The sequence below is a fragment of the Klebsiella sp. FDAARGOS_511 genome, from assembly GCF_003812845.1.
GTDB lineage: Bacteria > Pseudomonadota > Gammaproteobacteria > Enterobacterales > Enterobacteriaceae > Klebsiella > Klebsiella grimontii.
This window is the reverse complement of sequence record NZ_CP033824.1, coordinates 5,449,873-5,471,852: the sequence shown is the minus strand read 5'-3', so window position 1 is coordinate 5,471,852 and position 21,980 is coordinate 5,449,873. Positions and strand designations below refer to the sequence as shown.

The 21,980-nt window shown below is 51.6% G+C and carries 21 protein-coding genes; 8 read left to right on the top strand and 13 right to left on the bottom strand.

Going from position 1 to position 21,980, the window contains the following annotated elements:
* Positions 1-56: 56 nt before the first annotated feature.
* Positions 57-929, top strand: a complete 873-nt coding sequence (locus EGY08_RS27400) for a fructosamine kinase family protein (RefSeq protein WP_004121683.1) — start codon at positions 57-59, stop codon at positions 927-929.
* A 19-nt stretch (positions 930-948) separates the two neighbouring features.
* Here EGY08_RS27400 and tonB read toward each other — a convergent pair whose 3' ends face one another.
* Positions 949-1,677, bottom strand: a complete 729-nt coding sequence (gene tonB, locus EGY08_RS27395; RefSeq protein ID WP_200483169.1) for a TonB system transport protein TonB — start codon at positions 1,675-1,677, stop codon at positions 949-951.
* Positions 1,678-1,897: 220 nt separating this feature from the next.
* Here tonB and EGY08_RS27390 point away from each other — a divergent pair, with 220 nt between their 5' ends.
* Entirely contained in the window at positions 1,898-2,194 is a 297-nt protein-coding gene (locus EGY08_RS27390) for a YciI family protein (protein WP_004103089.1), read from the top strand.
* A gap of 58 nt (positions 2,195-2,252) precedes the next feature.
* On the opposite strand, the gene EGY08_RS27385 is transcribed toward EGY08_RS27390, so the two are convergent.
* Entirely contained in the window at positions 2,253-2,426 is a 174-nt protein-coding gene (locus EGY08_RS27385; RefSeq protein WP_004121687.1) for a YciY family protein, read from the bottom strand.
* 143 nt (positions 2,427-2,569) lie between these two features.
* Between EGY08_RS27385 and cls the strand changes: the two genes are divergently transcribed.
* Positions 2,570-4,030, top strand: coding sequence for a cardiolipin synthase (cls, locus tag EGY08_RS27380; RefSeq protein ID WP_123829210.1), 1,461 nt, complete (start codon positions 2,570-2,572; stop codon positions 4,028-4,030).
* Positions 4,031-4,064: 34 nt separating this feature from the next.
* Positions 4,065-4,394, top strand: coding sequence for an HI1450 family dsDNA-mimic protein (locus tag EGY08_RS27375; RefSeq protein WP_004103097.1), 330 nt, complete (start codon positions 4,065-4,067; stop codon positions 4,392-4,394).
* Between the two features lie 67 nt (positions 4,395-4,461).
* Here the strand turns inward: EGY08_RS27375 and EGY08_RS27370 are convergent, their stop codons facing one another.
* From EGY08_RS27370 to EGY08_RS27340, 7 genes are all read right to left on the bottom strand, one after another.
* Positions 4,462-5,298: an ion transporter gene (locus EGY08_RS27370; RefSeq protein WP_004121691.1), complete on the bottom strand. Its 837-nt coding sequence runs from the start codon at positions 5,296-5,298 to the stop codon at positions 4,462-4,464.
* A gap of 44 nt (positions 5,299-5,342) precedes the next feature.
* Positions 5,343-6,347, bottom strand: coding sequence for a murein tripeptide/oligopeptide ABC transporter ATP-binding protein OppF (gene oppF, locus EGY08_RS27365; RefSeq protein ID WP_004121693.1), 1,005 nt, complete (start codon positions 6,345-6,347; stop codon positions 5,343-5,345).
* Positions 6,344-7,357 (bottom strand): ABC transporter ATP-binding protein, encoded by a 1,014-nt coding sequence (locus tag EGY08_RS27360; protein WP_004121695.1) that lies wholly within the window; start codon positions 7,355-7,357, stop codon positions 6,344-6,346. Before EGY08_RS27360 ends, oppF begins: the two co-directional genes overlap by 4 nt.
* Before the next feature lie 11 nt (positions 7,358-7,368).
* Positions 7,369-8,277 carry an oligopeptide ABC transporter permease OppC gene (gene oppC, locus EGY08_RS27355; RefSeq protein ID WP_004121697.1) on the bottom strand — a complete coding sequence of 303 codons (909 nt, stop codon included), beginning with the start codon at positions 8,275-8,277 and terminating at the stop codon, positions 7,369-7,371.
* A 14-nt stretch (positions 8,278-8,291) separates the two neighbouring features.
* Positions 8,292-9,212 (bottom strand): oligopeptide ABC transporter permease OppB, encoded by a 921-nt coding sequence (gene oppB, locus EGY08_RS27350; RefSeq protein WP_004121700.1) that lies wholly within the window; start codon positions 9,210-9,212, stop codon positions 8,292-8,294.
* Positions 9,213-9,300: 88 nt separating this feature from the next.
* Entirely contained in the window at positions 9,301-10,932 is a 1,632-nt protein-coding gene (gene oppA, locus EGY08_RS27345; protein WP_004134042.1) for an oligopeptide ABC transporter substrate-binding protein OppA, read from the bottom strand.
* A gap of 746 nt (positions 10,933-11,678) precedes the next feature.
* Complete coding sequence (locus EGY08_RS27340; RefSeq protein WP_004121708.1) at positions 11,679-12,326, bottom strand: YchE family NAAT transporter; 648 nt, start codon at positions 12,324-12,326, stop codon at positions 11,679-11,681.
* Between the two features lie 478 nt (positions 12,327-12,804).
* Between EGY08_RS27340 and adhE the strand changes: the two genes are divergently transcribed.
* Entirely contained in the window at positions 12,805-15,480 is a 2,676-nt protein-coding gene (adhE, locus tag EGY08_RS27335) for a bifunctional acetaldehyde-CoA/alcohol dehydrogenase (protein WP_004121712.1), read from the top strand.
* A 175-nt stretch (positions 15,481-15,655) separates the two neighbouring features.
* Here the strand turns inward: adhE and tdk are convergent, their stop codons facing one another.
* Entirely contained in the window at positions 15,656-16,273 is a 618-nt protein-coding gene (gene tdk, locus EGY08_RS27330; RefSeq protein WP_123829209.1) for a thymidine kinase, read from the bottom strand.
* 556 nt (positions 16,274-16,829) lie between these two features.
* Here tdk and hns point away from each other — a divergent pair.
* A complete protein-coding gene (gene hns, locus EGY08_RS27320) occupies positions 16,830-17,237 on the top strand; it encodes a histone-like nucleoid-structuring protein H-NS (RefSeq protein ID WP_004121719.1) in 408 nt (135 codons plus the stop codon).
* Positions 17,238-17,371: 134 nt separating this feature from the next.
* Here hns and galU read toward each other — a convergent pair whose 3' ends face one another.
* The 3 genes from galU to rssA form a co-directional block, all read right to left on the bottom strand.
* On the bottom strand, positions 17,372-18,274 hold the full coding sequence (gene galU, locus EGY08_RS27315) for a UTP--glucose-1-phosphate uridylyltransferase GalU (RefSeq protein WP_004121722.1): 903 nt from the start codon (positions 18,272-18,274) through the stop codon (positions 17,372-17,374).
* 197 nt (positions 18,275-18,471) lie between these two features.
* Complete coding sequence (gene rssB, locus EGY08_RS27310) at positions 18,472-19,485, bottom strand: two-component system response regulator RssB (protein WP_004121725.1); 1,014 nt, start codon at positions 19,483-19,485, stop codon at positions 18,472-18,474.
* A gap of 89 nt (positions 19,486-19,574) precedes the next feature.
* Positions 19,575-20,474: a patatin-like phospholipase RssA gene (gene rssA, locus EGY08_RS27305; RefSeq protein ID WP_004121728.1), complete on the bottom strand. Its 900-nt coding sequence runs from the start codon at positions 20,472-20,474 to the stop codon at positions 19,575-19,577.
* Positions 20,475-20,586: 112 nt separating this feature from the next.
* Between rssA and EGY08_RS27300 the strand changes: the two genes are divergently transcribed.
* A complete protein-coding gene (locus EGY08_RS27300; RefSeq protein WP_004121730.1) occupies positions 20,587-21,045 on the top strand; it encodes a YchJ family protein in 459 nt (152 codons plus the stop codon).
* 42 nt (positions 21,046-21,087) lie between these two features.
* Positions 21,088-21,930, top strand: a complete 843-nt coding sequence (gene purU, locus EGY08_RS27295; RefSeq protein ID WP_004121732.1) for a formyltetrahydrofolate deformylase — start codon at positions 21,088-21,090, stop codon at positions 21,928-21,930.
* The last annotated feature ends 50 nt before the right edge of the window (positions 21,931-21,980 follow it).

Here is a 21,980-nt window from a genome sequence, read left to right as displayed (position 1 = left end):
ACGCCGGGGTTATGCGCTAACCTTATGAAATGTTGGAAGACATGGGGAGAGACGGCATGTGGCAAGCTATCAGCAATTTGTTAAGCGATTTGCATACCGAAGCAGCTGAAGTCGAACTGCGAAACGAGCTACCCGGTGGAGAGATCCACGCCGCCTGGCATTTACGCTTTGGCGGGCGAGATTACTTCGTAAAATGCGATGAACGTGAGCTTTTACCCATCTTCACGGCCGAGGCAGACCAGCTTGAGCTGCTGTCACGAAGTAAAACCGTGAACGTACCGCAGGTTTTTGCCGTAGGCAGCGACCGTGATTATAGTTTTCTGGTCATGGAATATCTCCCCCCTCGCCCGCTGGATGCGCACAACGCTTTCCTGTTAGGCCAGCAAATCGCCCATTTGCATCAATGGAGCGATCAGCCGCAGTTTGGTCTGGATTTTGACAATGACCTTTCCACCACTCCCCAGCCGAACGCCTGGCAGCGTCGATGGTCCACGTTCTTTGCCGAACAGCGCATCGGCTGGCAGCTCGAGCTCGCCGCCGAGAAAGGTCTGCATTTTGGCGATATCGATAGTCTTGTTGATATTATTCAGCAGCGATTGAGCAATCATCAGCCGCAGCCGTCGCTGCTCCACGGTGACTTATGGTCCGGTAACTGCGCGCTCGGTCCAAACGGGCCCTATATTTTCGACCCGGCCTGCTACTGGGGCGATCGCGAATGCGATCTGGCAATGCTCCCACTGCATCAGGAACAGCCGCCGCAAATCTATGATGGCTATCAGTCCGTTTCGCCGCTGCCGTCCGGCTTTCTCGAGCGGCAACCCATCTACCAGCTCTATACGCTGCTGAATCGCGCGATTCTGTTTGGCGGACAACATCTGGTGACGGCGCAGAAAGCGCTTGATGACGTGTTCATGGATAAGGCCCCGTAAGGGGCCTTGCTTACGCAGATTAGCTGATTTGTATGCCTTTCAGGCGGAACTGAATGGTCATGGTAATGCCGTTCCCCGGTTTACCCGGTTCATAACGCCATTTACGTAAAGCGTTTTTCACTTCACGCTCAAACATATTGGCTGGTTGGGCGGAGAGGATCTGCACGTTATCCACGCGCCCGTCCGCCGTGACGTCGAACTTAACCCGAACATTCCCTTCAATGCGCAGCGCCTGCGCACGAGCCGGATAGCTCGGCTCCCCACGGCTTAGCGCTCGCGGTCCGGTCGGCGCCGTGACGGTCGGTTTAGCGTTCGCGGTTGAGGTGCTCGGCGCGGTGCGCGCTGGCGCCGTATTCGTATTTTCAAACGGCGAGGCCGGGCGCGTTTCCGCCGGTTTCACATCACGCTTCGGTTGCTCAACCTTTTTTTCCGGCTTCGGTTTAGGCTTTGGCTTCGGTTTAGGTTTCGGTTTATGGATAACGACCGGCGCCTCTTTTGGCGGTTCAGGAATCACCTCCGGTTCCGGCTCAGGTTCCGGCTCAACAACGGGTTCAACGACCGGCTGAGCCGCCTGAGGCGGTTCCAGATCTTCCGGGGCCACCATAGTAATCTCAATGGGCTGTGAGGGTGACGGCCGTTCAATTACCTGATGTACCGAAGTATAGAGCAGCGCCGCGACAACACCGCCGTGGATGACCACAGACAGTAGCGTGGGCCACGGAAAGCGGCGAGGTAAATCAAAGGTCATTGCGCTCATAGTCGTTTCTGTTGAAAAATGATGCCCCGATTTTAAATGCAAATAGCAATCATATTCAACTAGGGTTGTTGGCTTGTATCAAAATTTGCCCTGATTTCTGACAAAAAGCCGACGGGACGTGGCATTCTGGGGATCGTGAGCATCTTTGCATTGCAGTCAACGACGGTTTCACTTAACGTGATTCGCCAATTTATTGATAAGGAGCCATGCCGTGCTTTACGTTATCTACGCTGAAGATATCGCCGACTCTCTGGAAAAACGGACGTCGGTACGTCCCGCCCACCTGGCGCGTTTGCAATTATTACATGATGAAGGTCGTTTACTGACCGCCGGCCCAATGCCTGCAGTCGACAGTAATGAACCCGGCGCGGCGGGCTTCACCGGCTCAACGGTCATTGCGGAATTTGAATCACTGGAAGCGGCACAATCATGGGCCAATGACGATCCGTATATTGCCGCAGGGGTTTATCAGAAAGTATCTGTAAAACCGTATAAAAAAGTATTCTAAAGCACCAAATGTTGGCAAAAAACAGAGGCACCGCGAGCGGTGCCTTTTGTTTTGACCCTCAAAACTCAGAGAAGGTGAACAGCAGAGAGTGTCGTTGCCGCTTAACCAGCTCTTTTCTGATGGCGAGGATGCGCATATTACGACGCGACTGTCCTTCCAGCCAGCGTGCTTTACGGCGGCTCACCTGCCGAAGCATGCGCCAGCGCCCTACTTCCGTTCTACTACGCTTCATTACAACTACTCTACGAGTGAAAACAGCCTGCATTATAGACCGATGAATCTGGCTAACCAACGCTTTCGCTGCGTTTTTATTTGCCAGATGGATGTTGATGCGTAAACTCATGTCATCAAGTCATTCAAAAGGATTTTTCATCTATGACAACCTTTTACACGGTGGTGAACTGGCTGGTTATACTCGGTTACTGGCTACTTATCGCCGGTGTAACATTACGGATATTAATGAAAAGACGCGCGGTACCGTCAGCGATGGCCTGGCTGCTTGTCATTTATATTCTTCCGCTGGTAGGAATTATCGCCTATCTTTCGTTTGGCGAACTGCATCTGGGTAAACGCCGCGCCGAGCGTGCGCGGGCCATGTGGCCCTCAACGGCCAAGTGGTTAAAAGACCTCAAAGCCTGCAAGCATATCTTTGCCGAGGAGAATAGTCCGGTCGCGGAATCCTTGTTCAAGCTCTGCGAACGTCGGCAGGGCATTGGCGGCGTCAAAGGCAATCAGCTGCAGCTGCTCACTGAATCCGATGACGTCATGCAGGCGCTCATCCGCGATATCCAGCTCGCTCGTCACAATATTGAGATGGTGTTCTATATCTGGCAGCCCGGCGGCATGGCCGACCAGGTCGCAGAATCATTAATGGCGGCGGCCAGACGCGGCGTACATTGTCGGCTGATGCTCGACTCCGCCGAGAGCGTGGCCTTTTTCCGTAGCCCTTGGGCCGCCATGATGCGTAATGCTGGCATTGATGTCGTCGAAGCCCTGAAGGTCAACCTGATGCGCGTCTTCCTGCGCCGTATGGACCTGCGTCAGCATCGTAAAATGGTCATGATCGATAACTATATTGCCTATACCGGCAGTATGAATCTGGTCGACCCGCGTTTCTTTAAGCAGGACTCCGGCGTTGGCCAGTGGATCGATCTGATGGCGCGAATGGAAGGTCCGGTAGCGACAGCGATGGGCATTGTCTACTCCTGCGACTGGGAGATTGAAACCGGCAAACGTATTTTGCCTCCGCCGCCGGACGCGAACATTATGCCGTTCGAAGAGGCCAGCGGGCACACGATTCACACTATCGCCTCGGGCCCGGGCTTTCCGGAAGATTTGATCCATCAGGCTCTGCTCACTGCCGCCTACGCGGCCAAAGAGCATTTGATCATGACGACCCCCTACTTTGTGCCCAGCGACGATCTTCTGCATGCCATCTGCACCGCCGCCCAGCGCGGCGTCGATGTCAGCATCATCCTGCCGCGCAAGAACGACTCTCTGCTGGTGGGCTGGGCCAGCCGCGCCTTCTTTACCGAGCTGCTGGCTGCCGGAGTGAAGATCTACCAGTTTGAAGGCGGCCTGCTGCATACCAAGAGCGTGCTGGTTGACGGCGAGCTCAGCCTGGTGGGCACCGTTAACCTCGACATGCGCAGCCTGTGGCTGAACTTCGAGATTACGCTGGTAATTGACGATGCGGGATTTGGCAGCGATCTGGCCGCGGTGCAGGATGATTATATCTCCCGCTCGCGTCTGTTGGACGCCAGGCTATGGCTAAAACGTCCGCTGTGGCAGCGGATCGCCGAGCGACTGTTTTACTTCTTCAGTCCGTTGCTGTAAAACGTGCCAATCAGATGTTTAATGGGTAGCAATCATGGATATGGATTTAAATAATCGCCTGACCGAAGACGAAACGCTTGAACAGGCTTACGACATTTTCCTCGAGCTGGCCGTGGACAACCTCGACCCGGCAGATGTCATTCTGTTCAATCTGCAGTTTGAAGAACGCGGCGGCGCCGAGCTCTTTGACCCGGCGCCTGACTGGGAAGAGCACGTCGATTTTGACCTCAACCCTGACTTCTTCGCGGAAGTGGTCATTGGCCTGGCCGATGAAGATGGCGGCGAGATTAACGATATTTTTGCGCGCGTGCTGCTGTGCCGTGAAAAAGACCATAAGCTCTGCCATATTCTGTGGCGTGAATAAGTTCTTTCTCAAGTAAATATCGATACAGAAGAAGCCTGCCTGGTTTAACCAGGGCAGGCTTTTTTATTCATTCGGGCAGTTCGCTGCCGCAGGCATTGCAGTAGCGGGCGCCTTTTTCATGATTTGTATGCTGACAATTCGAACATATGCGCTGAGTACGGCGATTCTGAAAGGCCGTGGTCATGTGGGTGGTAATTAAGCCGGTGGGAATCGCAATAATTGAGTAGCCGATTAAGATAAGGATGGACGCAAGAATTCGCCCGAGCGGCGTATGCGGCGTGATGTCGCCATATCCCACCGTCGTTATCGTCACAATCGCCCAATAAACTGACGCGTTCAGCGTAGTAAACCCATATCGCGGCCCCTCAACCAGATACATCAAGGCGCCAAAAATCACCATCACGATGGCAATAAAAGAGTAGAACAGAATCAGCTGGTGGCGAGCGCTGACGATGGCGGTCCAGAAAATATTCAGCGACGGCATAAAGCGCAGCAGTTTAAGAATACGCAGCGCGCGTATCGCGCGCATGGCCCGCCAGGCGAACACGTACTCAATACTGATCTCTGGCCATAGCCACATTACGTAGAGCGGTAATATAGTGGCAAGGTCAATAATTCCCCAAAAGCTAAAAATATACTTTAGCGGATTCGGCCAGCTGATAATGCGCAGAATATACTCACAGGTAAAAACCACAGTAACAATAAGCTCAAGCCAGACAAAAACATGCCATTCGTCCACCGTCAGATGATATTGCGTTCCCAATCCGGACTCGATAAATATCACCAGAACGCTAAGCAGCGCGAAGAGACCGCAAAATCCCTCAAAATGCCGGCCGGAGCGTCGGTTTTGATCAAAGAATAAATGATACAGCCGCAGACGAGCGGCATGAATATGAAAAGCCACGTTAACCTCACTAAAAAAGGGCTGACTTACGTCAGCCCCAGAGATTATAACGGGTCTACCTTCAGGCAGGAAACCGCGTGTCGGAAACTGCCCTCCAGCACCGGTCGCGTCTTAGCGCACTCCGGCCCGGCAATCGGGCACCGCGTGCGAAATACGCATCCAGACGGCGGGTTAATCGGCGATGGTAATTCCCCCTCCAGCAGCTGGATAGTTTTATTCTTTTCTTTATCGGGGTCCGGCACCGGCACCGCCGACATCAGCGCTTTGGTATAGGGATGCAGCGGATTATGGTATACCTCATCGTAGGTGCCCAGTTCCACGGCATGCCCGAGATACATCACCAGTACGCGATCAGAAATGTGCTTCACCACCGCCAGATCGTGGGCGATAAAAATCAGCGATAGTCCCATTTCACGCTGCAGCTGCTGCAGCAGATTCACTACCTGAGCCTGAATCGACACGTCCAGCGCCGAAACCGGTTCATCGCAAATAATGAGCTTCGGCTCAAGAATTAGCGCGCGGGCAATACCAATACGCTGACACTGGCCGCCGGAAAATTCATGCGGGTAGCGGTTAATCAAGTTCGGCAGCAGCCCCACTTTCATCATCATCGCCTTAACGCGATCGCGAACTTCCTGACGCGGCATTTTAGGATGATAGGTACGCAGCGGCTCGGCGATAATTTCCCCGATAGTCATGCGCGGGTTTAGCGACGCCAGCGGATCCTGAAAGATCATCTGAATATCGCTGCGCACGTCACGCCATTCGTCGGCCTTCATTCCCAGCAAATCTTTACCTAACCAGGCGACTTTACCGTCGGTGGCTTTGACCAGACCAATGATCGCGCGCGCGAAGGTCGATTTTCCGCATCCGGACTCGCCGACCACGCCCAGAGTTTCACCTTCATACAGACGCAGCGTTACGCCATCCACCGCTTTCAGCGTTTTCGAAGGCTGCCAGAACCACTGTTTACCGTCTTTAATATCAAAGTGCACTTTCAGATCGGCGATTTCGAGCAGGACTTTTCTTTGTTCCGTTACGGCGTTCATAGCAAATCCCCCACCGGTTGAAAGCAGGCGCGCAGGCGGCCCGGTGCAAACTCCTCCAGAGGAGGAGCGCTATTGCAAATTTCCATCGCATGCGGGCAGCGCGGCTGGAATGGACACCCCTTCGGCAAACGCAGCAGGTTTGGCGGATTGCCTGGAATCGTTAACAGGGCATCGCCTTCCGCATCCAGCCGCGGTACCGCGTTGAGCAGACCGATAGAATAAGGGTGCGATGGTTGATAAAAGACGTCGCGCGCCTGGCCATATTCCATCGTACGCCCGGCGTACATCACCAGCACCTTATCGCAGATCCCGGCGACGACGCCGAGATCGTGGGTAATCATAATGATCGCCGTATTGAACTCGCGCTTGAGCTCATTAAGCAGCGTCATGATTTGCGCCTGTACGGTCACGTCCAGCGCCGTTGTCGGCTCATCGGCAATCAGCAGCTTAGGCCGGCACAGCAGCGCCATCGCGATCATCACGCGCTGGCGCATCCCGCCGGAAAATTCGTGCGGATACATTTTCATCCGTTTGCGCGCTTCGGGCATTTTGACCGCGTCCAGCATTTTCACCGACTCTTCAAAGGCTTCGGCTTTGCCCAACGCTTTATGCAGCATCAGGACTTCCATAAGCTGCTCCCCTACCCGCATATACGGATTTAGCGAGGTCATCGGGTCCTGAAAAATCATTGAGATCTGCTCGGCGCGTAGCTTATTCAGTTCTCGCTCCGGAAGGTTGAGGATCTGCTTACCGTTAAAGGTCGCAGAACCGCCGATGCGGCCGTTCGCCGCCAGCAGGCCCATCAGCGCAAACGCGGTCTGCGACTTACCGGAACCGGACTCGCCCACGATGCCTAAGGTTTCCCCTGCCCGCAGATTAAAATTGAGATCGTTGACTGCAGTCACATCGCCATCGGGAGTACCAAAGGTGACGCGGAGATCTTTCACATCCAGAAGCAGTCCGGATTGTTGTGCTGCCTGCGGCGCTTTCGCCGTTTCCATCGTACTCATGTCGGCGCTCCTTAGCGGTCTTTCGGGTCGAGGGCATCACGCAGGCCATCGCCGATAAAGTTAAAACAAAACAGCGTTACCACCAGGAAACCGGCAGGAAACAGCAGTAGCCACGGCGAAACTTCCATAGAGTTGGCGCCATCGCTGAGCAGCGCGCCCCAGCTGCTTAACGGCTCCTGGGTACCCAGGCCGAGGAAGCTCAGGAAGGATTCGAACAGAATCATGCTCGGCACCAGCAGTGAGGCATACACCACAACCACGCCAAGCACGTTAGGCACGATATGGCGGATAACGATATTGCCCGTTGAAACACCGCCAACCTGCGCAGCTTCAATAAACTCTTTACGCTTCAGGCTCAGGGTCTGGCCGCGAACGATACGCGCCATATCCAGCCAGGAGACCATCCCGATGGCAACGAAAATCAGCAGGATATTCTGACCAAAAAAGGTCACCAGCAGGATGACGAAGAACATAAACGGGAAGGAGTTGAGGATTTCCAGCAGACGCATCATTACCGAATCCACTTTGCCGCCCAGATAGCCGGAAAGTGACCCGTAAAGCGTCCCCAGAATCACCGCCACCAGCGCAGCAGCCACGCCGACCATTAATGAGATACGCCCGCCAATCGCCACCCGCACCAGCAGGTCGCGGCCGGAAGAGTCGGTACCAAAGTAGTGCCCGGACTCCATATCGGGCGCGCTGGACATCATGCCCCAGTCGGTATCGTAATAGGAAAACTGCGATACCATCGGCGCGATGGTGACAAACAGCGCAATAATCACCAGCACAATCAGGCTGGCGACGGCAGCGCGGTTATGCATAAAGCGGCGGCGGGCGTCCTGCCAGAGGCTGCGCCCCTCGACTTCCAGCTTTTCACTGAAGTTTTCCAGCGCCTCGTTGTTTTTCTTACTTAACATCATGGCGAACCCCAGCGTTAGTAACGGATCTTCGGATCGATAACGGCGTACAGCACGTCAACAATCGCGTTAAACAGAATGGTCAATGCGCCAACCAGAATGGTCAGACTAAGGACCAGCGAGTAGTCGCGGTTCAGCGCGCCGTTTACGAACAGTTGACCGATTCCCGGCAGGCCATAAATGGTTTCGATAACCATTGAGCCGGTAATAATGCCGACAAATGCGGGCCCCATATAGGAAAGCACCGGCAGCAGCGCGGGCTTTAATGCGTGGCGCAGAATAATGCGGCGCATCGGTAAGCCTTTTGCCCGGGCGGTACGAATGAAGTTAGAGTGGAGAACTTCGATCATAGAGCCACGGGTAATACGCGCGATACTGGCGATATAGGCCAACGACAGGGCGACCATCGGCAAAATCATATATTGCAGCGCCCCGCCGTTCCATCCGCCGCCCGGCAGCCAGTGCAGGGTGATAGCAAATATCATGACCAGTAACGGCGCGACCACGAAACTCGGTATCACGACCCCGGTCATTGCCACCCCCATCACGGCAAAATCCCATTTTGTATTTTGCTTCAAAGCCGCAATAACCCCGGCGCTCACGCCAAGCACAACCGCCAGAAAAAACGCGGCGAAGCCTAATTTGGCTGATACCGGAAAGCTGGAAGCGACCAGATCGTTAACCGAGTAATCTTTATATTTAAAGGAAGGACCGAAATCACCGTGCGCCAGTTGCTTCAGGTAATTGAAGTACTGAGTCATGATGGGGTCGTTTAAATGGTATTTTGCTTCAATATTCGCCATGACTTCCGGCGGCAGCGTACGTTCACCGGTAAAAGGGCTTCCCGGGGCAAGACGCATCATGAAGAAAGAGATAGTAATAAGAATAAATAGCGTCGGAATCGCTTCCAGACAGCGACGAAAGATGAATTTTAACATTGCCCGTACCTTCTGGCGTGTGCCTTTAATAGTGCGATGAAATAAGACACCGTGAGGCAAGCGTTAACGCCCGCCCCACGTATTGCCATTAGTGCTTCACAATGTACATATTTCTTGTATAGGTATTATCCAGCGGATCTTTGCCGGTATAGCCCCCTACCCACGGTTTAACCAAACGGGCGTTGACGTAATAGAAGACCGGTACGATGACGGAGTCTTTATCCAGCTGCTGCTCAGATTGTGCATAGAGGTCCGCGCGTTTCCCTTCGTCGCTGGTTTTCAGCGTTTCAGCGATAATCTTGTCGAAAGCCGGGCTCTTATAGTGTGATGTGTTGTTTGAGCTGTCGCTCAGCATCGTATTGAGGAAGGAGGTCGGTTCGTTATAGTCCGCACACCAGCCGGCGCGCGCAATATCAAAGGTGCCCTGATGGCGGTTATCGAGGAAGGTTTTCCATTCCTGGTTTTCCAGCTTCACGTTTACGCCGAGGTTTTTCTTCCAGATGGACGCCACTGCGATAGCCAGTTTTTTGTGTAAATCGGAAGTGTTATACAGCAGATTGAAGGTCAGCGGCTTATCAGCGCTATAGCCAGCTTCGGCCAGCAATTTTTTTGCTTCTTCATTGCGTTTTTCCTGCGACCATTTAAACCACTCAGGCTCAATGAGCTTCATGCCATCGGTATAAGGCGGCGTGTAGCTATAGGCTGGTAGGTCGCCCTGGTTTTTCACTTTATTAACAATAATGTCGCGATCCAGCGCCATCTTCAGGGCCGTACGCACGCGAACGTCGGTAAACGGGGCTTTCTGGTTATTGATTTCGTAATAATAAGTACACAGATACGGATCGACGTGAACTTCCTTCGGGATCTCTTTTTTCAGTTTCTGGAACAGCTCGATCGGCATGTTGTTATAGGTCATATCGATTTCACCGCTGCGGTAGCGGTTAACGTCGGTGACTTCTGAAGAAATCGGCAGGAAGGTGACCTGATTAATCACGGTTTTGGCGTTATCCCAGTAGTTGGTATTACGCTCCAGAACAATGCGTTCGTTAACAACCCAATCTTTTAATTTATATGCGCCATTGCTGACGATATTGGCCGGCTGGGTCCATTTGTCACCGAATTTCTCAATGGCGGATTTAGGTACCGGCGAAACAGATGGGTGAACGAGCAGTTTGTAGAAGTACGGCACCGGTTCGCTAAGGGTCACTTCAAAGGTATGATCGTCAAGCGCTTTTACGCCCAGATCGGTCGCCGGTTTTTTCCCGGCGATAATGTCGTCAATATTGGCTAAATGACCATACTGCAGATAGCTTGCATAAGGAGAAGCGGTTTTCGGATCCGCCAGGCGCTGCCAGCTATAAACGAAATCTTGTGCCGTAACCGGCGTGCCGTCGGACCACTTTGCATCTTTACGTAGATGGAAGGTCCAGACTTTAAAATCTTTGTTGTCCCATTTTTCCGCAACACCCGCGACCGGGTGGCCGTCGAGGTCGCTTACCAGCAGCCCTTCAAACAAATCGCGGTTAATATTGGACTCCGGCACGCCTTCAATTTTATGCGGATCGAGGGACTGAACTTCGGAGCCGTTGTTACGTACCAGCGTTTGTTTGTCCGCCAGCTGTACCCCTGCCGGTACATCTGCCGCAACGGCGGCGTTGATGGTCATTAACGCAGAGAGTACTCCTGCGGCTACCAGGCTTTTTTTAGTGATGATGGTCATGTGTTTGTTACTCCAATCATTATAATTACTGGTTATTTAACCAGCCTGTTTTCTCTTTTCTGGATTCTGAACAGTGCAGGAGTTTATGCTGCTGTCAGAGAGTACTGCTTGCTATCACCGACTTATTTATTACGACCGCTCAAACGGCAGCCTTGACGTCGATTCTTCCCCCCTGTCCGGAGGCAATTTTAGTCCCGAGGAGCTATATAATAAAAATTCTCATTTGCGTAAGTATTCCGCCAAAGATCACGCCGGAAAGTACCAAAACGCTTTATTGTCCGCCAATGCAATTTGCAAATATGTTACCGAATTCTCTTTTGTGGCCTGCTGGCGGCGGAGTTTTATTCCCCTCTTCCCACGGCGTAGTTCATTAATCCTATTACTATCAAAGAATTGTGATAAATATCTCACGCTATGCGTCATCCCGCGCCAAATAGCTTCTTTTTTGTACGAAAATTTAACAATTGCTTATTATTTAGCACATTCATCTGCTTCATCGGGAAAATTACTAATATCATTTCGATTATCAGACGGCAAGCACCAGAGAATGATGTGAGGAAAATAACAGTGATTAATGTAGGTAGAAAGCGGCGAGCGTGATGAAACGGATTAGTAACTAATTGATAAATAACGATAATACTAAAGGATTAGAAAAGCGTATTGCAGGCCGGCAAATCACTTTTTTTAATATGTTTTGCTAATAATGAGCAAACGCGGAACAGATTGTCCCGCGAGTCGGACGCAGGTTAATTCACGAGGCCAGGAAAGAGCGCCTTAATACCGGTAACGATGAACTCGATCCCCAGCGCCATCAGCAGCAGCCCCATGATACGGGTAATGACGTTAATGCCGGTTTGGCCAAGCAAGCGAACCAGCCAGGGAGCCATACGGAAAATCCCCCAGCAGCACAGCGCAAAAAGAGCAATCGCGACTGAAAATCCCACAAAATGAGCGATGCTATGGTAGCGGGTTCCCCAGACAATGGTTGAGCTGATGGCGCCGGGTCCCGCCATCAGAGGCAGCGCCAGCGGAACAACGCCAATACTTTCACGGATGGCCGTTTCTGATTTTTCTTGCTTGTTCTGTTTATCCTCCCCAAGCTTGCCGCTGATCATCGACATGGCAATGGTGACGACCAGGATTCCGCCAGCAATACGGAATGAATCGATGGAAATCCCGAAGACCTGGAGAATCGCGTCGCCTAAAAATAGCGACGTGAGTAGGATAATGGCCACCGACAGGTTGGCTGTCAGGTTGGTTTTGTTACGCACCGCCGCCGTCTGGTAGCTGGTCATACTAATAAAGACCGGGATGATGCCTACCGGGTTGACCAGCGCAAATAATCCAATAAAAAACTTAAAGTAAGCTGAAAAATCAAACATCGACTGAATCACAGGGTGCTCCGCAGCATCATTAAAAATGGCTGTTGATAGTTACCAGCATAAAATATTCGCGAGAAGATACGCTGTTTGATGGCATAATTCATCTCTACTGACGCATAAGCTCATAATTACGCTCGGATGTTACTTATTTGTTTCCGCAATGCTATTTAATCCTTTAATTAGCATACCTAATCATTACACTTGATCAAACAGGTCAAAAAACGACCTGCTGAAAGGTATCAGCTTGGCTGATTATTGATTTAGATCACATAAATTGTACCCAGAAGTGAGTAACCTTATTTACACCCAGCGAGGAGGCAAAACAGCGGTACCTGAACGAATAGAGCAAAGCTTTTTTAGTCAATCGGTGAAGTCAGAAGCACAAAATTCTTTACGTTAACATTTACATGCAAGCCGTTAACACAATGTCTATACTGTCGAATCGAGCTACTGATTGACTAAAAAAGTTTAACATTATCAGGAGAGCATTATGGCTGTTACTAATGTCGCTGAACTTAACGCACTCGTAGAGCGCGTAAAAAAAGCCCAGCGTGAATATGCCAGTTTCACTCAAGAACAAGTCGACAAAATCTTCCGCGCCGCCGCTCTGGCCGCTGCTGATGCTCGAATCCCTCTCGCTAAGATGGCCGTTGCCGAATCCGGCATGGGTATCGTCGAAGATAAAGTGATCAAAAACCACTTTGCTTCTGAATACATCTATAACGCCTATAAAGATGAAAAGACCTGCGGTGTCCTGTCTGAAGATGACACCTTCGGTACTATCACCATCGCTGAACCGATTGGTATTATCTGCGGCATCGTTCCAACCACTAACCCGACTTCAACCGCGATCTTTAAATCTCTGATCAGCCTGAAGACGCGTAACGCCATCATCTTCTCTCCGCATCCGCGTGCTAAAGATGCAACCAACAAAGCAGCTGACATCGTCCTGCAGGCTGCGATCGCTGCCGGCGCGCCGAAAGATCTGATTGGTTGGATTGATCAGCCTTCCGTTGAACTGTCGAACGCGCTGATGCACCACCCGGATATCAACCTGATCCTCGCGACCGGCGGTCCAGGCATGGTTAAAGCGGCGTACAGCTCCGGTAAACCTGCCATCGGCGTTGGCGCGGGTAACACCCCGGTTGTCATCGACGAAACGGCTGATATCAAGCGTGCTGTCGCTTCCGTACTGATGTCAAAAACCTTCGATAACGGCGTGATTTGTGCTTCAGAGCAGTCTGTTGTGGTTGTTGATTCCGTATACGATGCCGTTCGCGAACGTTTCTCCAGCCACGGCGGCTACCTGCTGCAGGGCCAGGAACTGAAGGCTGTGCAGAACATCATCCTGAAAAACGGCGCGCTGAACGCCGCGATCGTTGGTCAACCAGCCTATAAAATCGCTGAGCTGGCTGGCTTCACCGTCCCTGTTTCCACCAAAATTCTGATTGGTGAAGTCACCGACGTTGATGAAAGCGAACCGTTTGCCCACGAAAAACTGTCTCCGACGCTGGCGATGTATCGTGCGAAGAATTTCGAAGACGCAGTTGATAAAGCTGAAAAACTGGTGGCAATGGGCGGCATCGGCCACACCTCCTGCCTGTATACCGACCAGGACAACCAGCCAGAACGCGTTGCTTACTTCGGCCAGTTGATGAAAACCGCGCGTATTCTGATCAACACCCCGGCTTCTCAGGGTGGTATCGGTGACCTGTATAACTTCAAACTCGCACCTTCCCTGACTCTGGGTTGTGGTTCATGGGGTGGTAACTCCATCTCGGAAAACGTTGGTCCTAAGCACCTGATCAACAAGAAAACCGTTGCTAAGCGAGCTGAAAACATGTTGTGGCACAAACTTCCGAAATCTATCTACTTCCGTCGTGGCTCACTGCCAATCGCGCTGGATGAAGTGATTACTGATGGTCACAAACGCGCGCTGATCGTGACCGACCGCTTCCTGTTCAACAACGGCTATGCGGACCAGATCACTTCTGTGCTGAAAGCCGCTGGCGTAGAAACTGAAGTTTTCTTTGAAGTTGAAGCTGACCCGACCCTGACCATCGTACGTAAAGGCGCTGAGCTGGCCAACTCCTTCAAACCAGACGTGATTATCGCGCTGGGCGGCGGCTCCCCGATGGATGCGGCGAAAATTATGTGGGTCATGTATGAACATCCGGAAACCCACTTCGAAGAACTGGCGCTGCGCTTTATGGATATCCGTAAACGTATCTACAAGTTCCCGAAAATGGGCGTCAAAGCGAAGATGGTAGCGATCACTACGACTTCCGGCACCGGTTCTGAAGTTACGCCGTTCGCCGTGGTTACCGATGACACAACCGGTCAGAAATACCCGCTGGCAGACTACGCGCTGACTCCGGACATGGCGATTGTTGACGCCAACCTGGTTATGGAAATGCCGAAGTCACTGTGTGCTTTCGGTGGTCTGGATGCGGTGACGCATGCCCTGGAAGCTTACGTTTCCGTACTGGCTTCCGAGTTCTCTGACGGCCAGGCTCTGCAGGCGCTTAAGCTGCTGAAAGAAAACCTGCCGGCATCCTACCATGAAGGGTCTAAAAACCCGGTAGCGCGTGAGCGTGTTCACAGTGCTGCGACCATCGCCGGTATTGCGTTTGCGAACGCCTTCCTGGGCGTATGTCACTCAATGGCGCACAAACTGGGCTCTCAGTTCCACATTCCTCATGGTCTGGCGAACGCCCTGTTGATCAGCAACGTAATTCGTTATAACGCTAACGACAACCCGACCAAACAGACGGCTTTCAGCCAGTACGACCGTCCGCAGGCTCGTCGTCGCTACGCTGAAATCGCTGACCATCTGGGTCTGACTGCTCCGGGCGACCGTACCGCAGCGAAAATCGAAAAACTGCTTGGTTGGTTGGACGAAATTAAAGCTGAACTGGGTATTCCTAAGTCTATCCGCGAAGCTGGCGTACAGGAAGCTGACTTCCTGGCCCACGTTGATAAGCTGTCTGAAGACGCTTTTGACGACCAGTGCACCGGCGCTAACCCGCGCTACCCGCTGATCGCCGAGCTGAAACAGATTCTGCTGGATACCTTCTACGGACGTAACTACGTAGAGGGCGGCGTGGAAGAGAAAAAAGAAGCCGCGCCGGCTAAAGCTGAGAAGAAAGCGAAAAAATCCGCTTAATCCAACAGCTGTAAAATCAGTGTCGCAAAGCCCCATCTTTTGATGGGGCTTTTTTTATCCGTCTTGCAGCAGCCGCCAAATCGCCTCAGACAACCGAAACGTATAATCAAGGCGCTAAGCTTAGTGATGGAAGAAAGGCGCTGTAAAAGCGCCTGAGAGGGTTTAGCGGGGAGAATTAGCAAATGTGCTGCTTGTTCTGTACAGCGGTCAGAGAACCTTCGCTTAGCGCCGCTTTATAATGCTTACGGCATACCGAGACATAACGTTCATTACCGCCAATCACGACCTGTTCCCCTTCATTGTACGGCCGCCCTTCCTGATCGAGGCGCAAAACCATACTCGCCTTACGGCCGCAGAAACAGATAGTTTTTAATTCAACCAGCTTATCGGACCACGCCAACAAATATTGGCTGCCCGTAAAAAGTTCGCCGCGAAAATCTGTTCGCAACCCATAACACAACACCGGAATATCGAGCTGGTCCACCACCTCAGACAGGTCACGTACCTGCTCACGGGTCAGGAACTGGCTCTCATCAACTAATACGCAGTGAATCGGCTGACGCTCATGTTCGGCCGCAATGTCTGCAAATAACGCCGTCTGGGTATTATACAACCGCGCTGGCGATGAGAGGCCAATCCTTGAACTCACTTTCCCCGACCCAAAGCGGTCATCAATCTCCGCGGTATAAACCAGCGTGCGCATCCCTCGCTCCTGGTAATTGTATGAAGACTGCAACAGAGCGGTAGACTTGCCTGCATTCATTGCTGAATAGTAGAAATAAAGTTGTGCCATCGGCCGCGTAACCCCAATCAATGTGTTTTTTCGCCGTAAAATTGTATCATATATTCACACACTATCAGCCCTCGCCGTGTGGGTATTGCCGGCCATGTTCAGTGTGTGGATACCCGAAAGATTAAGCCTTTTAATTGAATGGAAATGCCTGTTATTCGTACGACCCAAGCGGCCACGCTGACGTCACTATTGCCCTTTTGTGCTTATCGGGCATTTTCTGATAGCTATAACCGCTGTGGACAAGTGTTTTATATTAAACATCATCGCCGCTGCTGCGCTAATACCCACAAAGATATTTATCCACACACAGTATAATTTTTCCCACCGCGCATAGGAAAAATCATACTATCTCAGGGTTTTAGCTAATGCCTTCCGCCACCCTATAAGCAAAAAAGATGTGAACCCGCACATAAAATTTAAGTTAAATGAATTAATTCCCGAGACAAATAACAAGTTATTTTGACTTCCTTACATTCTCCCCTATTGCACATCTGAATTTATCGCTCTATTATTAGTCCAACAAACCACCCCACAATATAAGTTTGAGATTACTACAATGAGCGAAGCACTTAAAATTTTGAACAACATCCGTACTCTTCGTGCGCAGGCAAGAGAATGCACCCTTGAAACGCTCGAAGAAATGCTGGAAAAATTAGAAGTTGTCGTTAACGAACGTCGTGAAGAAGAAAGCGCTGCGGCTGCGGAAATTGAAGAACGCACTCGTAAACTGCAGCAATACCGTGAAATGCTGATTGCAGACGGTATTGATCCTAATGAACTGCTGAGCACCATGGCTGCAGTTAAAGCAGGAACGAAAACCAAGCGCGCTGCACGTCCGGCTAAATACAGCTACGTTGACGAGAATGGCGAAACTAAAACCTGGACTGGTCAGGGCCGTACTCCGGCAGTGATCAAGAAAGCGATGGACGAGCAAGGTAAATCTCTGGACGATTTCCTGCTGTAATAAGCTATCGTATCCGTTTAAAAATCCCGCTTCGGCGGGATTTTTTTTATCCGTTATTCGAGATCGGTCCCGGTCGGGCATAAAAAAACCGGGAAACGAATCTCGCTCCCGGTTTCGCATTCTGTCGCGAACGATTACTTCGCTACGGCTTTTTCCAGCCAGGCTTTAAATTCTTCGCCCAGCGACTTGTGGCGTACGCCATATTCAACAAAAGCCTGCATATAGCCAAGTTTATTACCGCAGTCGTGGCTCTTGCCTTTCATATGATAGGCTTCTACCGTTTCTTTTTCGATAAGCATATCGATGGCATCGGTCAGCTGAATCTCATCCCCGGCTCCCGGAGGCGTTTTTGCCAAAAGCGGCCAAATATCCGCGCTCAGCACGTAGCGACCGACAACCGCCAGATTAGATGGCGCCACGTCCGCTTTCGGTTTCTCGACGACACCAACCATCGGCACGCTCTCACCCGGCTGCAGAGCCAGGCCCTTGCAATCGACAACGCCGTATGCGGTAACGTCAGCAACCGGTTCAACCATGATCTGGCTTGCGCCGGTCTCATCAAAACGAGCCATCATTTCGGCCAGGTTGTCGCGAGACAGATCGGATTCATATTCATCAAGAATAACGTCCGGTAAAATAACCGCAACCGGCTCATCGCCCACAACCGGGTGCGCGCAAAGCACAGCGTGCCCCAAACCTTTAGCCAGCCCCTGACGGACCTGCATAATAGTCACGTGCGGCGGACAAATAGATTGTACTTCCTCCAGCAGCTGGCGTTTTACACGTTTTTCCAGCATCGCTTCCAGTTCAAAACTGGTATCAAAATGGTTTTCGATAGAGTTTTTCGAAGAGTGCGTAACCAGAACAATTTCAGTAATCCCGGCGGCAATACATTCGTTAACAACATATTGAATTAATGGCTTATCTACCAGCGGCAGCATTTCTTTCGGAATAGCCTTAGTAGCGGGCAACATCCTGGTGCCTAATCCCGCAACCGGGATGACAGCTTTTCTTACTTTTGAATTAAGCGCAGCCATTGAAATCTCCTGGACTGTTCGTTTTTTAAACTTCTCGTTAATAATATGGTATCGAGTATATCAGCCTGCTCAGTCAAACCTGTTCCGAAAAGGATTAGATATCTTCGAATTAGGAATTTTACGCATTAAACCCGGCGATAGTACCACCACAAAAGATCGCGTGGTAATCCCGCGAGCCTAAAAATAAGTACAATTGTTCACTCCGTAGTCAACATCAGGCGTAAACGTCCACCAGCCCCCCAAATTTGGCACTGCCATGATGCGCAGCGTTGACTAATTTGGTTGAGATATGCATTACCTAATGTTCCCAACGGAACGCCATTACTAATCTGAATTTGGTGCTCTCCCGTATTCAGCGTGCCATTCAAACCCGCAGAGACTAAAATTAAATTTTTCAAGCCACTGTGGTAATACCCTACCAATAATGGAAACTGCCCCGGCAGATTAGCTTGCCGCAGCAATTGGTTAACCTGTTTTAGCAGGCTGCCCATCTCCGGCAAACGCTGCCCCTGATGGGCAAGCTGCTCCTGCAGCAACCCATTGAACAGCGCGCGCAGCAATAAGGCCGCCAGGACCCCATTATCGCCTGCTCGTGTGACATCCAGACAATAAAACGCCAGATCGTTTTCTGATAGCGGCGCAATATCGAGTACTAATCCAGGCTTATCGACGGAGACAAGCTGCCGATAGTGAATCCGGCAACGCGACATCTCCTGTTGCACCGGCGGCTGGAGCTCCTGAAGCAGCCTTGACGCCGCGGTAGGATCGCTAACCAGCGCATCCCAGTCCTCAAACAGGCGCTCTTCTTCTTCAACACGTGAATTAAACATATTGGGATAGAGGCAGGCATAAACGGTTTCTCGCAGGCGATCGAAATCTTTTACCGGTTTTAGCAGAATATCCTGAACGCCCAGACGCAACGCTTTGGCGATGTCCGCCATGTTTTCCGTCGCTGAAATCATCAGAATCGGCAACTGCTCGCCCTGGTTACGCACATGTTCTACCAGCTGCAGACCGTTCATTCGCGGCATTGAGATATCGCAAATCATCAAATCGGGTTTTGACTCGGCCATTTTTTGCAGTGCATCCAAACCATCTTCAGCCTGGACGATGGTCGCGCCAAGTGAAGCCAACCAGGCGTGCATAAGAGAGCGGAAAACGGGTTCGTCTTCAACTATCAGAATCTGTTTTCCCGCCAATGGCTGCGTCATGATCTCTCCCCTGACTGACGATAATATAATAGTGGCATGATATTCACGCTACCGCCTGTCAGAATTTACTTAAGTATGCATCAAATGTGCTACACGGAGGTTCGCACTAAAGGTAATAGTTCATCCATTCTCTTTTCCACTGCCAGATGCCCGGCGGCGATAGCTTCGCCAGCCCGATGGAAATCAAGCGTGGAGATTTGCGGGCAAAAGGGCTGAATCAGAATATCAGGCGGGTCGCCCGCCATGCGGTTTCGCTTGAGGCGATTCTCCAGAACCTGAATAGACGTCGACATAATTTCCATCGCCGTTGGCGCTCTCGTCACCCGTCGTGAAGTCATACGCGCCAGGCGAGAGCGCAACCGTGAATGCCACGAGAAATCTTCTTCGCTCTCCGGACGTGGTACCTCCATGGATAGCAAATCCTGCTGCATCAGATGCGCATCGTGCTGCAAATCAACGGCAATGACGATATCTGCGCCCATTGCGCGGGCCAGCGATACTGGCACAGGATTGACCACCGCGCCATCCACCAGCCAGTAGCCATTATGCATCACCGGCGCCATCAGGCCGGGCATACTGCAGGACGCGCGGATCGCCAGATGCAGATCCCCTTCCGTAAACCACAGTTCACGACCGGTGCTTAAATTCGTGGTGACCGCCGCAAACCGGCGCTCGCAGCGCTCAATCTCGCTGACGGGCATCAGCTTACGGTATTGGCTAAATACGCGCTCACCCCGCAACAGGCCGCCCCGCTGCCACGAGAGATCCATTAATTTCAGGACGTCCCAGTTGCTGAAAGAGCATACCCATTTCTCCAGCGCCGGAAGCCGGTTGCAGGCGTACGCCGCCCCTACCAGTGAGCCAATGGAGCACCCAGCGATAACATCAACATCGATACCCGCCCGCTGTAATGCATTAATCACGCCGATATGAGACCATCCGCGAGCGGCGCCAGCCCCTAGCGCCAGTCCAATTTTAAGCTTTCTCATTAGTGCCGAAACATATCCTTCCACTCCGGGCATGGCATCATCGCCATACCTCAGTTAACATAATGCGTTTTGGCGGCGTAGCGTCGTCTCTCTTTTTCCCATGGAGGCCGTTTTGTCGCCATTATGCCCCTGTGGCAGCGCTCTGGAGTATAGCTCATGTTGTCAGCGTTATCTGGCTGGCGCGCAGCTGGCGCCCGATCCGTCACAGCTGATGCGCTCCCGCTATAGCGCGTTTGTTATGAAAGACGCCGACTATCTGATTAAAACCTGGCATCCCTCCTGCCAGGCGCAGCAGTTTCGCGCTGACCTTGAGAACGGTTTTACCCGCACGCAGTGGCATGGTCTCACCGTCTTTGCCGCCGATAAAGGCAAGAACCCCGATGAAGGCTTCGTCAGCTTTATCGCTCGTTACGCTGACGATAACCGTTCCGGGGCCATTATTGAACGATCCCGATTCTTAAAAGAAAACGGACAGTGGTATTATATTGACGGCACGCGACCGCTAATCGGTCGTAACGATCCCTGCCCCTGCGGTTCAGGTAAAAAATTTAAAAAATGCTGCGATCGGTAAGCCAGCAGCAGAAATAGCAAACACTACAGGATTTTCCCCGCGATGCATTCACAACAACGTAAAGTACTACGCACTATTTGCCCTGATCAGAAAGGCCTCATCGCGCGTATCACTAATATCTGCTATAAGCACGAACTGAATATCGTGCAGAATAATGAGTTTGTTGACCACCGAACCGGCCGCTTCTTTATGCGAACCGAGCTCGAGGGTATTTTCAATGATTCTATTCTACTGGCTGATCTCGACAGCGCGCTGCCGGAAGGTTCAATTCGTGAGCTCAACCCGGCAGGACGCCGCCGGGTCGTCATTCTGGTCACCAAAGAAGCGCACTGCCTCGGCGATCTGCTGATGAAAGCCAACTATGGCGGCCTGGATGTAGAAATCGCCGCGGTTATCGGCAATCACGAAACGCTGCGCTCGCTTGTAGAACGTTTTGATATCCCTTTCCAGCTGGTGAGCCATGAGGGATTAACTCGCGAAGAGCATGATAAACAGATGGGAGATGCTATCGCCGCCCTTGAGCCGGATTACGTCGTGCTGGCGAAATACATGCGGGTATTGACCCCCGAGTTTGTCTCTCGTTTCCCGAATAAAATCATTAATATCCACCACTCATTCCTGCCTGCTTTTATCGGCGCGCGTCCGTATCACCAGGCCTATGACCGCGGGGTGAAGATCATTGGCGCCACCGCGCACTACGTGAACGATAATCTGGATGAAGGTCCAATCATTATGCAGGATGTCATTCACGTCGATCATACCTACACCGCGGAAGATATGATGCGCGCAGGACGCGACGTCGAGAAAAACGTTCTGAGTCGCGCGCTGTATCAGGTTCTTGCTCAGCGGGTATTTGTTTACGGTAACCGGACGATTATTCTTTAATCGATAATGAAATTAGCTGGTTAGCTTTGCGTCTTTACGCATAAAAATCA

Bases quoted from the DNA above. Each gene is read 5' to 3' on its own strand.
- tonB (WP_200483169.1), bottom strand. From the start codon at position 1,677: ATGACCTTTGATTTACCTCGCCGCTTTCCGTGGCCCACGCTACTGTCT.
- rssA (WP_004121728.1), bottom strand. From the start codon at position 20,474: ATGAGAAAGCTTAAAATTGGACTGGCGCTAGGGGCTGGCGCCGCTCGC.
- EGY08_RS27400 (WP_004121683.1), top strand. From the start codon at position 57: ATGTGGCAAGCTATCAGCAATTTGTTAAGCGATTTGCATACCGAAGCA.
- cls (WP_123829210.1), top strand. From the start codon at position 2,570: ATGACAACCTTTTACACGGTGGTGAACTGGCTGGTTATACTCGGTTAC.
- oppC (WP_004121697.1), bottom strand. From the start codon at position 8,277: ATGATGTTAAGTAAGAAAAACAACGAGGCGCTGGAAAACTTCAGTGAA.
- EGY08_RS27375 (WP_004103097.1), top strand. From the start codon at position 4,065: ATGGATATGGATTTAAATAATCGCCTGACCGAAGACGAAACGCTTGAA.
- galU (WP_004121722.1), bottom strand. From the start codon at position 18,274: ATGGCTGCGCTTAATTCAAAAGTAAGAAAAGCTGTCATCCCGGTTGCG.
- oppA (WP_004134042.1), bottom strand. From the start codon at position 10,932: ATGACCATCATCACTAAAAAAAGCCTGGTAGCCGCAGGAGTACTCTCT.
- rssB (WP_004121725.1), bottom strand. From the start codon at position 19,485: ATGACGCAGCCATTGGCGGGAAAACAGATTCTGATAGTTGAAGACGAA.
- EGY08_RS27385 (WP_004121687.1), bottom strand. From the start codon at position 2,426: ATGAAGCGTAGTAGAACGGAAGTAGGGCGCTGGCGCATGCTTCGGCAG.
- adhE (WP_004121712.1), top strand. From the start codon at position 12,805: ATGGCTGTTACTAATGTCGCTGAACTTAACGCACTCGTAGAGCGCGTA.
- oppB (WP_004121700.1), bottom strand. From the start codon at position 9,212: ATGTTAAAATTCATCTTTCGTCGCTGTCTGGAAGCGATTCCGACGCTA.
- hns (WP_004121719.1), top strand. From the start codon at position 16,830: ATGAGCGAAGCACTTAAAATTTTGAACAACATCCGTACTCTTCGTGCG.
- purU (WP_004121732.1), top strand. From the start codon at position 21,088: ATGCATTCACAACAACGTAAAGTACTACGCACTATTTGCCCTGATCAG.
- EGY08_RS27360 (WP_004121695.1), bottom strand. From the start codon at position 7,357: ATGAGTACGATGGAAACGGCGAAAGCGCCGCAGGCAGCACAACAATCC.
- oppF (WP_004121693.1), bottom strand. From the start codon at position 6,347: ATGAACGCCGTAACGGAACAAAGAAAAGTCCTGCTCGAAATCGCCGAT.
- tdk (WP_123829209.1), bottom strand. From the start codon at position 16,273: ATGGCACAACTTTATTTCTACTATTCAGCAATGAATGCAGGCAAGTCT.